This is a genomic window from Kocuria sp. p3-SID1428, from assembly GCF_025149945.1.
GTDB lineage: Bacteria > Actinomycetota > Actinomycetes > Actinomycetales > Micrococcaceae > Kocuria.
Genome location: NZ_JALXVH010000069.1, coordinates 1 through 11,642 on the forward strand (window position 1 = coordinate 1; position 11,642 = coordinate 11,642).

Here is an 11,642-nt window from a genome sequence, read left to right on the forward strand (position 1 = left end):
GGCGGGGCCTGTCTCATGGCCGGCGGCGACGACGGCCGGAGGAGGCCCTTGTGCTGTCGGTGCGCTGTGGTTGCATGAGCCTGTGATGAGCCGATCGGATGAGGTCCCCCAGCGGGTGCCCTACGTGCTCGAGCACCAGGGGACCACGGTGGTGCTCGGCGAGCCGCTGCACCTGGCGGAGATCGACCGCATGCTCCAGCGGATGCGCATCCAGACCGCCACGACCGTCTCGGCCACCGGGGGCCTGCATCTGGAGGGCGTCCTGCTCAACAGCGTTGGCGCGGACCTCCCCCTGCATCGCTTCTGGGAGACCCTGCATCTGGCCGCCTTCGACGACGACTCCGTCGACTGGCGCGATCAGGACGCGGATGTCCTGGTGCCCGAGCCCCCGCAGTGGCTGCGGGAGGCCAGGTGCTGGGAGTACGACCCCATCGCACCGCTGATGGGCGGCCAGCCGCAGGACCCCCAGGCCCCGCATTCCGGCGGCTGGGTGGCCCGGCCCTCGTTCGGCGGCCTGGACTCGGCCCGCCGCGGCGGCTCCGTGGGGCTGTTCCAGCTCATGGACCGGGAGAGCTTCTGGGTGCTCGCCGCGCAGGAGACCCTCGTGGAGATCGTGGAGCTGTGCCGAGACCTGCAGCGCTACCGGCGCGGCTTCCCGCAGCTGCGCGTGTGCTTCGACGAGACCGACCGCATCGGCTCCCTGCGCCTGCCCCTGATCTGCCGGGAGGTGCTGGAGGACGAGCTGATCGCCCGCTCGATCGACATCGAGCCGCGTTTCTGGCCGCCGCGAGACTGAGCGGGCGGCCGCCGGAGCCGCACCGCCAGCTCAGCCGGCGGGCTCGGAGATGAACCCTTCGGAGACCATCCAGTCATAGGCCACGTCGATCGGCTCCCGGCCCTCCACATCCACCTGGGCGTTGAGCTCCTGCAGCGTCTCGTTGTCGAGCTCGGGCATGATCCGATCCATGACCTCGGCCAGCTCCGGGGCCTGCTCGAGCTTCGGCTCGTTGTAGACCGCCGAGCCGTTGTAGGCGGGGAAGTACTTCCGGTCGTCCTCGAGCACGGTGAGATCCAGTGACAGGATGCGCCCATCGGTGGCGAACACCTCGCCCACGTTGCAGTCGCCGTTGTCGGTGGCCGCGTAGATCGCACCGGTGTCATAGAGACCGATGTTGTCCTCGGGCATCTGCTCGCCGCCGCGGTCCAGGCCGTAGTGCTCGAGCAGGGGATTGAGCCCGTCCGACCGGGAGTTGAACTCGGCCTCCACGCACAGCGTCCGGTCCTCGACCGGCAGGCTGCGCAGATCGGAGATCGTCTTGAGCCCGTGCTCCTGGGCGTACTCCGAGCGCACCGCCAGGGCGTACGTGTTGTTGAACTCCGCCGGCGGGCCCCAGATCAGCCCATTGGCCTTGTCCTCGTCGGCCACGGCCTGCCACTGCTCCTGCGGATCGGGAATGCCCTCCTCGTGGCCCAAGTACGTGATCCAGGCAGTGCCGGTGTACTCGATGGTGAGGTCGCCCTCGCCCTCCTCCATCATCCGGCGCACCGGCTGCGAGCCCGGGACGTTGGTCTGGTCGGTGACCTGGTACCCGGCGGCCTCCGCTGCCAGGACCAGGATCTTGCCCAGGATGAGCTGCTCGGTGAAGTTCTTGGAGACCACCGTGACGGGGATCTCCTCGGCTCCCTCGACCGGCTCGATCGAGCCCTGCTCGAACTGCGGGACGTAGGAGGCCGATGGGGAGAGCCCGCAGCCCGACAGCGCCATCGCCGCGGCCGCCGCCAGGGCTGCTGCGGACAGGACGCGGCGGCGCCGCGGCGAGCCCCGGCCGCCCGAGGTCGTCGAGCGGCTGGTCGTGATCATGCTGGCGGTCGTGATCATGCTGGCCTCCGCGCTCCTGTTCTCGTGCTGCTTGCTGATATCGCCCACGACAGCCTCACAGTCCCCGAGGGCGGGCGATGTGCTCGACCACCCGACCGAGCCAGTCGATGGCCAGCGCCAGCAGCGAGACCAGGACGGAGCCCGCGATCAGCACCCGGGGCAGATCCAGGTTCACGCCGGTCGTGATGGCCACGCCCAGGCCGCCTGCGCTGACGAAGGTCGCCAGGGTGGCCGTGCCCACGACCAGCACCAGAGCGGTGCGGATGCCCGCGAGCATCAGCGGCACTGCCAGCGGCAGCTCGATGCGCCACAGCACCGACAGTGCGGACATGCCCATGCCCCTGCCCGCCTCGACCAGCGACTGATCCACCGAGTCGAGTCCGACCATGGTGTTGCGCAGCACCGGAAGCACCGCGTAGACCACGAGCGCCACGATCGCGGCCGTGGAGCCGAAGCCCATCCACATGGCGAAGAGCACGATCAGGCCCACAGCCGGGGCCGCCTGGCCGATGTTGACGATCGCCAAGATCACCCCGGTCCAGCGCCGCATGGGCCGCCGGGTGAGCAGGATGCCCAGCGGGATCGCGATCACGAGCACGATGACGGTGGCGATCGCGGTGAGCCGCAGATGCTCCAGGGTGGCATTCAGCAGGGGCCCGGGCGCCAGCGTGACCAGCTCCGTCTCCGTGAGATCGGCCTGGCTCAGCCACAGGATCAGCACGCCCAGCGCGGCCAGCAGCACGATCGGGTAGATGATCAGCGAACGCAGCCGGCCCCGGTCCTCCTGGACCCCTGAGGCGCTGCCCAGATCTGCGGCGGCCGTCATCGTCGGGCCTCCTCCGGCTCGGACGCGCTGGAGCCCCCGTGCGGGTCCTCCTCGGTGGTGACCCGGATCTCGCCGGTGTCGTCGTCGCGCGAGACGCGGATGTCGGCGTCGTTCGAACCCACGGGGGCCGCTCCGGGGCCGGTCGCGGTGCGCTGGGACTGCAGTGACTCCATGACCGCGTCCAGGTCGACGACGCCCTCGAAGCGCCCGCGAGCGCCGACCACCAGGCCCGCGCCCACCCGGGAGACGAGCATGGTGTTCAGCGCGTCCTCGAGGGTCGCATCCTCGCCCACGACCGGCAGGTCCGGATCCAGGCGGCTGGGCAGCTGCTGAGCCCGGCTCAGCTGCTCGAGCGACGGCCAGGCCAGCGGGCGCCCGGAGCCGTCCACGATCACCACGTGCTCGTGGCCCGCGCTGCCGGCGCGCTCGAGAGCACTCTGCACGGAGTCCTCGGGGGTCAGCGTCACGGCCTCGCGGCGCGGCATGTCCCGAACGCGGGACAGCCCCAGCGCCTTGAGACCGGCGCCGCGGCCCACGAAGTCGGCCACGAAGTCGTTGGCGGGCTCGGACAGGATGCGCTCGGGGCGGTCGTACTGCTGGATGTGCGCGCCCTCGTCGAACACGACCACCCAGTCGCCGAGCTTCACGGCCTCGTCGATGTCATGGGTGACGATCACGATCGTCTTGCGCAGCTCCCGCTGGATGGAGATCATCTCCTCCTGCAGACGAGCGCGCGTGATCGGATCGACCGCGCCGAACGGCTCGTCCATGAGCAGTACGGGCGGATCGGCGGCCAGGGCCCGGGCCACGCCCACGCGCTGCTGCTGCCCGCCGGAGAGCTGCTTGGGGTAGCGCTCGCGGTACAGCGCCGGGTCCAGGGAGACCAGATCGAGCAGCTCGTCCACGCGCTCGGCCACCCGCTGCTTGTCCCACCCCAGCATCTTGGGGACCAGTCCGATGTTCGCGGCCACGGTCATGTGCGGGAACAGGCCGCCGGCCTGGATGACGTAGCCCATGCGCCGACGCAGTTCATCGCCGTTCATGCTCGTGACGTCCTCGCCGTCGATCACGATCCGGCCCTGGCTGGGCTCGATCAGGCGGTTGATCATCTTCAGCGTCGTGGTCTTGCCGCAGCCGGACGGGCCCACGAACATCACGGTCGAGCCTGCCGGGATCTCAAGGGTCAGGTGGTCGACCGCCGGCTTGGCGCGCGAGCCGTACTGCTTGGTCACGCCGTCGAGCAGGATCGGGACGCCGGTGACCTCGGAGCGGGTGTCGGGGACGGTGTTCTGGGCGGAGCTGCGCGGATCAGACACGGAGACCTCTCGAGGTGGTCAGGCGCCCCAGCAGGGCGAGGAGGAGATCGAGGATGAAGGCCACGACGATCACGGCGATCACGCCGGTGAGCACCGAGGCCAGAGCGTTGGCTCCGCCCAATCGGGAGAGCCCGGAGAAGATGAAGCCGCCCAGGCCGGGGCCCAGGACCCAGGCCGCGATCGCGGCGACGCCCATGACCATCTGGCCCGAGACGCGCATTCCGGTGAGGATGACCGGCCAGGCCATGGGCAGCTCGACGCGCAGCAGGGTGGACAGCCGGCTCATGCCGATGCCGCGGGCGGATTCCACGACGGTGTCCGGGACGCCTGCCAGGCCCACGACCGCGTTGCGAAGGATCGGCAGCGCGGCGTAGAAGGTGATCACCACGATGGCCGGGGCGATGCCGAAGCCCAGCGGAGTGACGAGCAGGCCGATCAGGGCGAACGACGGGATGGTCAGCCCGATCGCGGTGACGCTGTTGGCCAGCTCGGACAGGCGCTGGGAGCGGTAGCACAGCAGCGCGACGGCCACGGCCAGCACGGTGGCCAGCGCCAGGCACTGGATCACCAGCCACAGGTGCTGCCAGCTGGAGAACAGGATCACCTGCCAGCGCTCTGCGAGATAGTCGGACACGGGTCAGTCCCTCCGGAGACTTGGAGCTGCCGGGGCGAACCCGGCAGACGGGCTGGACGCCCCTGGCCTCTTCACCCTAGGCGAATGAATGCGCGTCTGCGGGCATTGGCTCATCAGCGCACTGATCTGTGATCCGCATCTCAGAGATTCGGGTAGGATGCGGCGGCCGCCGGGCGCCCCGGCCCGCGCACCGTCTCGCGCCGCACTGATCGCTTAGGCCACCATGCGGGCAGCCGACGGCAGCGCCTCGGTCAGCTCGCAGACCCCCTGGATGGCCCAGGCCCAGCGCCCCGAGACCGCCATGCGGGATGTCCTGGCCCACCTGCTGCCGGAGCTGGCGCTTCCGGCGGCCGAGCCGTCGAGCTGATCCGTCCGCCGCGGGCGAGCGGCAGCCCCAGCGCAGCGGCTCGCCCGGAGCCCGGGCTGCGGCTCAGCCCTGCGGCAGCATGGAGCGCAGGATGCGGGCGGCGCCGTCCTGGTACACGCTCGTGGTGACCTCCCGCGCCGCCTCCACGACCTCGTCCGGGGCCTGGCCCATCGCCACTCCGCGGGCCGCCCACTCGAGCATCTCGATGTCGTTGCGCCCGTCGCCGATCGCGACCGTGTGGGCGGGATCGACGTCCAGGCGGCGCCGGACCTGCTCCAGCGCGCTGGCCTTGGAGACGCCGTTGGCCGCCACATCCAGCCATGAGGTCCAGCCCACGGAGTAGGCCACGCCGTGCAGGCCCGAGCGGTCGATGGCCTCGGCGAAGTCCTCCGGCTCCTCGGCAAAGCTGCTGACCACGAGCCGCACGGCGTCGAGCTCGGCGAGCCCGCGCATGTCCGTGGGGATCGCCTCGATGCCGAACGAGCTGTCCTGGAAGCGCTCGGTCGAGTAGAAGCTGCCGTCCGCGGTCTCGATCGCGTACTTGGCCGCCGGCAGGACCTCGCGCAGCGCCTCGAGCGCCGGCTGCGGGCTGAAGGTCACCGCGTCGATCACGCGGTACCAGTCGTCGTGCTCGCTCGACAGGTGCATGGTGATGCCGCCGTTGGAGGAGACGGCGTAGCCGGCCTCCAGCCCGAGCTTCTCGCATACCGGCAGGGTGGCTCCGCGCGAGCGCCCGGTGGCGATGACCAGGTGGTGCCCGGCCGCAGCCGCCGCGCGCGCCGAATCCAGCACGTCCTGCGTCATGCGCCCGTCGTGATCCACGAGCGTTCCGTCCACGTCCAGGCACACGAGATAGCGCACGCCCTCCTGGAGCCGCCAGTCGCTGCCCACCGGCTCGCGGTCGGGCTCGGGGAACGGCGGGATCGCGTGGTCGGGGGCGTGGGGCGGGTCCTGCCGGGAGTCCTGCGGCTGCGGCAGGGAGCCGCGGTCGTCATGGTGCAGCTGGTCGTGGGCCCGATCGTCGCTGTCGGGACAGTGCGTCTGAGTCATCCCCCGAGCCTGCCACACAGCGGCGACGGGCCGCCGTGGCGGTCACCACGACGACCCGTCGCTTCACAGGACGTTCACCCAGCAAGCCCCGTCCGGCGGGTCAGCGCACCTCGATGGTCTCCTGAGCGCGCATGTACGGGCGCAGGGCCTCGGGGATCACGACGGAGCCGTCGGCCTGCTGGTGCGTCTCCAGGATCGCCACGAGCCAGCGCGTGGTGGCCAGGGTGCCGTTGAGGGTGGCGACCATCTGCGTGCCGCCCTTCTTCACCTTGCCGTCGGCGGTCGTGGTGTCGGCCAGCCGCTCGCGGATGTTCAGGCGGCGGGCCTGGTAGGTGGTGCAGTTCGAGGTCGAGGACAGCTCGCGGTAGCGGCCCTGGGTGGGGATCCAGGCCTCGCAGTCGAACTTGCGCGCAGCGGAGGTGCCGAGATCGCCTGCGGCGGTGTCGATCACCCGGTAGGACAGCCCGCAGGCCTGCAGCATCTGCTCCTCCCACTCGAGCAGGCGGGCGTGCTCGGCCTCGGCCTGGTCCTGGGTGCAGTAGACGAACATCTCCAGCTTGTTGAACTGGTGGACGCGGATGATGCCGCGGGTGTCCTTGCCGGCCGAGCCGGCCTCCCGGCGGTAGCAGGTGGACCAGCCCGCGTAGCGCAGCGGGCCGTCGGACAGGTCGATGATCTCATCGGCGTGGTAGCCGGCGATCGCGACCTCGGAGGTGCCGACCAGGTAGAGGTCGTCCTTCTCGAGGCGGTAGATCTCGTCGTCGTGCTCGACGTCGAAGCCGGTGCCGGCCATGATCTCCGGGCGCACCAGGGTCGGGGTGGTCAGCGCGATGAAGTCGTTGTCCATGGCCAGGTCCTGGCCCATGCGCAGCAGGGCGGTCTCCAGACGCGCGATGTCGCGCTTGAGGAAGTAGAAGCGCGAGCCGCCGACCTTGGCGCCGCGGGCCATGTCCAGCCCGTCCACGAGCTCGCCGATCTCCAGGTGATCCCGCGCCTCGAAGCCCTCGGCTGCGAAGTCCCGGGGCTGACCCACGTGCTTGAGCACCGTGAAGTCGTCCTCGCCGCCGGCCGGGATGCCGTCGATGATCAGGTTCGGAAGGGCCTTGAGCAGCTCGTCGATCGTGGTCTGGGCGGCATCGGCGCGGGAGTCGGCGTCCTTGACGCGCTCGGCGAGCTCCTTGACCTCGGCCAGCAGGCGCTGCTTGTCCTCGCCCTGGGCCTGTGCCACCTGCTTGCCGAAGCTCTTCTGCTCGGCGCGCAGCGTCTCGTACTCGGTGATGGCCGCACGACGGGCGGAGTCCGCCTCCAGCACGCGGTCCACCACGGACTCGTCGGCGCCGCGGGCGGCCTGCGAGGCGCGGAACTTGTCGGGATTCTCGCGGAGCATGTTGATATCGATCACCCGGCCAGGGTAGCGGAGCCGACCATCCCCGGCTGGCTGTCATGCGGGCGCGCTACGGTGGTGGTTCACCGGCGATCCCGCCGCTGCTGCGCGGCCCGGATCCGCCCCTCACTCCGAAGCCTCAGGAGCTGTTCTCCGTGCCCGAATCCTTGGACCAGCCCCGCGCCCAGCACGTGGCCGTCGTCGTCAACCCCATCAAGGCCGGGGCGGACGACGCCATCAACCACACCACGCTGGCCTGCCGCAAGGCGGGATGGCCGCAGCCGCGGTTCTTCGAGACCCGGGTCGACGACCCCGGCACGTCCATGACGCGCGCGGCCCTCGAATGGGGCGCCGATGTGGTGCTGGCCGCCGGCGGCGACGGCACCGTGCGCACCGTGGCCGAGGTCCTCGCCGGCGCCGGGACCCCGCTGGGGCTGATCCCCATGGGCACCGGCAACCTCCTGGCCCGCAACCTGGGCGCCCATCTCGATGACATCCATCACTGCGTGGATGTCGCGCTGTTCGGGGAGGACAAGGCCCTCGACATGGTCGCCTTCCGCACCGAATCGGACGACGGAACCATGGACGAGAAGCTGCTGTGCGTCATGGGCGGGGTCGGCTTCGACGCCGAGATCATGGAGCACACCAGCGATCGCCTCAAGAAGAAGATCGGATGGATGGCCTACGGCGAGGCCGGCATGCGCCGGGTGCTCATGTCCCCGGCGTGGGCGCGCTTCAGCCTGGACGACGGCCCCTGGCAGTCGCGGCGCGTGCGCTCGATCATGGCCGCCAACTGCGGGACCCTCACCGGCGGGCTCGTGCTGGTCCCCGGCGCCAAGCTGGACGACGGCAAGATGGATGTGGTGGTGATCGCCCCGCGCCACCTGCTCGGCTGGGCGCGGCTGGCCGGCAAGGTGATCACCCAGCACCGCCATCCGCTGCCCGAGCTCGATCACTACGAGTGCCGGAAGATGCGCGCCGAGTTCGCCGAGCCCACCAGCGGCGAGCTCGACGGCGACCCCGTGGGCCACGTGGTGGCCTTCGAGGCCGAGACCATGCCCGGCGCCCTGTCGCTGCGCGTCCCGCCCACGATGGCACGGGAGTCGCTGGACCTGATCGACGACCAGGTCCGCGGCCGTCACCCGGACGGCGACCCGGCGATCCAGACGGACTTCCACCGTCGTCGGCAGGATCGCGACGACGAGTCCTGAGCCTTGTCCGCGCGGCGCCGCGGCTACAGGAGACCGGCCAGGCCGTAGACGGCCGCTGCGATCAGGAAGCCGACCACCGCGATGATCGTCTCGAGCACCGTCCAGGTCCTGAACGTGGTGCGCACATCCATCTCCAGGAAGCGGCCCACGAGCCAGAAGCCGGAGTCGTTGACGTGCGATAGCGCCACGGAGCCTGCGGCCACCGCGACCACGAGCGCTGCGACCTGCAGCCCGCTCAGGTCGGCGGACATCACTGCGGGTGCGATGAGCCCGGCGGCGGTCGTCAGCGCGACGGTGGCCGAGCCCTGGGCCACGCGCATGATCACCGAGATGAAGAAGCCGGCCAGGATCAGCGGGATGCCGAGGTCGGTGAGGACGTCGGCCAGGGCGTCGCCGATGCCCGAGCTGCGCAGCACGCCGCCGAACATGCCGCCGGCTCCCGTGATGAGGATGACCGAGCAGACGGGGCCCAGCGCCGAGTCGAAGGTCTTCTCGATCGCGCTGCCGCTGACCCCGCGGGCCTTGCCCACGAGCAGGGCCGCGACCAGCAGCGAGATCGTCAGCGCCACCGGCGTGGCCCCCAGGGAGACCAGCAGCTGGAACCAGGCCTGCTCCCCCACGCCCTCGGGGATGGCCCCGGACTTCAGCAGGGTGGACAGCCCCGTGTTGAGGAAGATCAGCAGCATGGGCAGCAGGAGGATGAAGACCACGGTCCCCGTCTTCGGCGGGTTCTGCACCGCCTCGGCCTCACCCAGGATGCTCGGCACGGGCAGATCGATCCGCCGTCCCACGACCTTGCCGAAGAGGTACGACGACAGGTACCAGGCCGGAAGCGCAGCCACCAGGCCCACGAGCAGGACCAGGCCGACGTTCGCCTCGAAGAACGTGGAGGCGGTGACCGGCCCCGGATGCGGCGGCAGGAACACGTGCATCACGGAGAACGCGCCGACCGAAGGCAGCGCGTAGAGCAGCACGGAGCCGCCGAGCCGTCGGGCCACGGCGAAGACCACGGGCAGCATGACGACCAGGCCGGCGTCGAAGAAGATCGGGAAGCCGAACAGCAGGGAGGCCACTCCCAGCGCCAGCGGGGCCCGCTTCTCGCCGAAGATCGAGATCAGCCTCTCGGCCAGCACCTGGGCGCCGCCGGAGGTCTCGAGCAGCCGTCCGAGCATGGCACCCAGGCCCACCAGCAGCGCCACGCTGGCCAGCGTGCCGCCGAAGCCGTCGAGCATCACGGGCACGACCGCGCCGAACGGGATGCCCGCGGCGACCGCCGTGAGGAAGCTGATGACGATCAGCGCCACGAAGGCGTGCATCTTCAGCTTGATGATCAGCACCAGCAGGGCGGCGATCGCCGCGGCGGCGATCAGCAGCAGCGGACCTGCGGTGAGGGTCTGCTCCCAGCCCTCGAGCTCCTCGACCATGTCTCGGCTCCTTGCGCTTGTCGGGGCGCTCGTCATCGAGCACCGAAGGGCTCAGCGTATCCGCCTGCCGGGCCGGCCGATGGAAGGGAGTCGGCTCAGCGCCCTTCGCGCAGCTGCTGGACCCAGTCCCTCGCCTGGCGGAAGGCTCCGTCCGTGTGCCGGCCCTCGACCTCCGTCACGCCCTGCTCCGCCCTGGGGTACGAGCCCAGGAACCGGGTGGTCGGACAGATTCGCCGCAGGCCCACCACGGCCTCCGCGACCCGCTCGTCCAGGATGTGACCGTCCAGATCGACCGAGAAGAAGTAGTCCCCCAGCGAGGCGCCGGTGGGCCGGGATTCGATGCGCGAGAGGTTCACCCCGCGGGTGGAGAACTGCTCGAGGATCTCCAGCAGGGCGCCGGCGCGGTCGCTCCACAGCGGGATGACGAGCGTGGTGCGATCCGAGCCCGTGCGCTCCGGCAGCTGCTCGCCCGGCTCGGCCACCTGCACGAAGCGGGTGACGGCGGCCCGGTTGTCCCCGATGTCATCGGCCAGCACGGTCAGCTCGGGATGGGCCGCGAGGATCGCCGGGGAGCAGATCGCGGCGTCATAGCCCGCGGACTCCCCCGAGGCCAGCAGCCCCAGGGCGCCGGCCGCGGTGGACGATGCCGGAATGTATTCCACCTCCGACATGTTCTCTTCCACCCAGCCTCTGACCTGGGCCCACGCATGCGAGTGCGTGGCCACGGCCCGGACCTGGGACAGCTCCATGGGCCTCAGCGCCACGAGCGCGAAGCGGATCGGCACGATCATCTCCGCGCAGATCCGCAGCTCGGTGCCCTCGGCGAGCGCATCCAGCGTGGCGGTCACGCCGCCCTCGACGGAGTTCTCGATCGGCACGACCGCCGAGGCGGCCCGCCCGTCGCGCACCGCCGCCAGGGCCGCGGGGACCGAGGCGACCGGCAGGTGATGGGCGGGATCCGGCTCGATCTGCCGCAGCGCCGATTCGGTGAAGGTCCCGGCGGGACCCAGGAACGCGATGCTCATGGTCTCCGGGGCGTCACTTCACCGAGGGTGTGTCGTCGGTCTCCGAGACCATGGGCTTGTCGGCATCCGCCCATGCGCCCATGCCGCCGAGCACGTTGATCGGATCGAAGCCGCTCTGTGCCAGGAAGGCCGTGGCCTTCAGGGACCGGCCGCCGGAGCGGCAGATCACATAGACGTCCTCGTCCATGGGGACCTCGCCGTAGCGGGCCGAGAGCTCGCCCAGCGGGATGTGCTGCGCACCCTCGATGTGCCCGGCCTCCCACTCGAAGTCCTCGCGGACGTCGAGGACCTTGGCGTCCTCGGGGACCTCGGTGACATCGGCGCTGGGCAGGTTATCCACGTTGTCCATGGCGATCCTCCAGTTCATCTCGGCGCCCGGGGCCGATCCCCTGCGGCGCGGTGGCTCGCGGGGCCGCGATCGGCCCCGTCGTCGTCCCCTCACCCTAATCGCGGTGCACGACGCGGCAGCGGGCCCCCCCCCCCGCGCCCGCGCGGGGGGGGGGGGGGCGGGGGGTGGGGGGGGGGG

The 11,642-nt window shown here is 70.8% G+C and carries 12 protein-coding genes; 3 read left to right on the forward strand and 9 right to left on the reverse strand.

Annotated features, from left to right (window positions below):
* Positions 1-85: 85 nt before the first annotated feature.
* Positions 86-796: a hypothetical protein gene (locus M3E84_RS11585; RefSeq protein WP_259896368.1), complete on the forward strand. Its 711-nt coding sequence runs from the start codon at positions 86-88 to the stop codon at positions 794-796.
* Between the two features lie 30 nt (positions 797-826).
* Here M3E84_RS11585 and M3E84_RS11590 read toward each other — a convergent pair whose 3' ends face one another.
* The 4 genes from M3E84_RS11590 to M3E84_RS11605 are packed head-to-tail and all read right to left on the reverse strand — an operon-like array spanning position 827 to position 4,655.
* Positions 827-1,879 carry a glycine betaine ABC transporter substrate-binding protein gene (locus M3E84_RS11590; protein ID WP_259896369.1) on the reverse strand — a complete coding sequence of 351 codons (1,053 nt, stop codon included), beginning with the start codon at positions 1,877-1,879 and terminating at the stop codon, positions 827-829.
* Between the two features lie 55 nt (positions 1,880-1,934).
* On the reverse strand, positions 1,935-2,705 hold the full coding sequence (locus tag M3E84_RS11595; RefSeq protein WP_259896370.1) for an ABC transporter permease: 771 nt from the start codon (positions 2,703-2,705) through the stop codon (positions 1,935-1,937).
* A complete protein-coding gene (locus tag M3E84_RS11600; RefSeq protein ID WP_259896372.1) occupies positions 2,702-4,021 on the reverse strand; it encodes an ATP-binding cassette domain-containing protein in 1,320 nt (439 codons plus the stop codon). Before M3E84_RS11600 ends, M3E84_RS11595 begins: the two co-directional genes overlap by 4 nt.
* Complete coding sequence (locus M3E84_RS11605) at positions 4,014-4,655, reverse strand: ABC transporter permease (RefSeq protein WP_259896374.1); 642 nt, start codon at positions 4,653-4,655, stop codon at positions 4,014-4,016. Before M3E84_RS11605 ends, M3E84_RS11600 begins: the two co-directional genes overlap by 8 nt.
* A gap of 223 nt (positions 4,656-4,878) precedes the next feature.
* On the opposite strand from M3E84_RS11605, the gene M3E84_RS11610 reads away from it, so the two are divergent.
* Positions 4,879-5,022, forward strand: a complete 144-nt coding sequence (locus tag M3E84_RS11610) for a hypothetical protein (protein ID WP_259896375.1) — start codon at positions 4,879-4,881, stop codon at positions 5,020-5,022.
* 63 nt (positions 5,023-5,085) lie between these two features.
* On the opposite strand, the gene M3E84_RS11615 is transcribed toward M3E84_RS11610, so the two are convergent.
* Positions 5,086-6,072 (reverse strand): HAD family hydrolase, encoded by a 987-nt coding sequence (locus M3E84_RS11615; RefSeq protein ID WP_259896376.1) that lies wholly within the window; start codon positions 6,070-6,072, stop codon positions 5,086-5,088.
* A gap of 100 nt (positions 6,073-6,172) precedes the next feature.
* The gene (gene serS / locus M3E84_RS11620; RefSeq protein ID WP_259896377.1) at positions 6,173-7,474 is read right to left on the reverse strand and encodes a serine--tRNA ligase; all 1,302 of its coding nucleotides are present in this window, start codon (positions 7,472-7,474) and stop codon (positions 6,173-6,175) included.
* A 137-nt stretch (positions 7,475-7,611) separates the two neighbouring features.
* On the opposite strand from serS, the gene M3E84_RS11625 reads away from it, so the two are divergent.
* Positions 7,612-8,667: a diacylglycerol kinase family protein gene (locus M3E84_RS11625; protein WP_259896378.1), complete on the forward strand. Its 1,056-nt coding sequence runs from the start codon at positions 7,612-7,614 to the stop codon at positions 8,665-8,667.
* A gap of 23 nt (positions 8,668-8,690) precedes the next feature.
* On the opposite strand, the gene M3E84_RS11630 is transcribed toward M3E84_RS11625, so the two are convergent.
* The 3 genes from M3E84_RS11630 to M3E84_RS11640 form a co-directional block, all read right to left on the reverse strand.
* Complete coding sequence (locus M3E84_RS11630) at positions 8,691-10,091, reverse strand: GntP family permease (protein ID WP_259896379.1); 1,401 nt, start codon at positions 10,089-10,091, stop codon at positions 8,691-8,693.
* A gap of 95 nt (positions 10,092-10,186) precedes the next feature.
* On the reverse strand, positions 10,187-11,116 hold the full coding sequence (pheA, locus tag M3E84_RS11635; RefSeq protein ID WP_259896380.1) for a prephenate dehydratase: 930 nt from the start codon (positions 11,114-11,116) through the stop codon (positions 10,187-10,189).
* 13 nt (positions 11,117-11,129) lie between these two features.
* On the reverse strand, positions 11,130-11,465 hold the full coding sequence (locus tag M3E84_RS11640; RefSeq protein ID WP_024289227.1) for a rhodanese-like domain-containing protein: 336 nt from the start codon (positions 11,463-11,465) through the stop codon (positions 11,130-11,132).
* Between the last annotated feature and the right edge of the window lie 177 nt (positions 11,466-11,642).

Excerpts from the sequence above, each read along its gene's own strand:
- M3E84_RS11595 (WP_259896370.1), bottom strand. The coding sequence starts at position 2,705 with ATGACGGCCGCCGCAGATCTGGGCAGCGCCTCAGGGGTCCAGGAGGAC.
- pheA (WP_259896380.1), bottom strand. The coding sequence starts at position 11,116 with ATGAGCATCGCGTTCCTGGGTCCCGCCGGGACCTTCACCGAATCGGCG.
- M3E84_RS11590 (WP_259896369.1), bottom strand. The coding sequence starts at position 1,879 with ATGATCACGACCGCCAGCATGATCACGACCAGCCGCTCGACGACCTCG.
- M3E84_RS11610 (WP_259896375.1), top strand. The coding sequence starts at position 4,879 with ATGCGGGCAGCCGACGGCAGCGCCTCGGTCAGCTCGCAGACCCCCTGG.
- M3E84_RS11615 (WP_259896376.1), bottom strand. The coding sequence starts at position 6,072 with ATGACTCAGACGCACTGTCCCGACAGCGACGATCGGGCCCACGACCAG.
- M3E84_RS11630 (WP_259896379.1), bottom strand. The coding sequence starts at position 10,091 with ATGGTCGAGGAGCTCGAGGGCTGGGAGCAGACCCTCACCGCAGGTCCG.
- M3E84_RS11585 (WP_259896368.1), top strand. The coding sequence starts at position 86 with ATGAGCCGATCGGATGAGGTCCCCCAGCGGGTGCCCTACGTGCTCGAG.
- M3E84_RS11640 (WP_024289227.1), bottom strand. The coding sequence starts at position 11,465 with ATGGACAACGTGGATAACCTGCCCAGCGCCGATGTCACCGAGGTCCCC.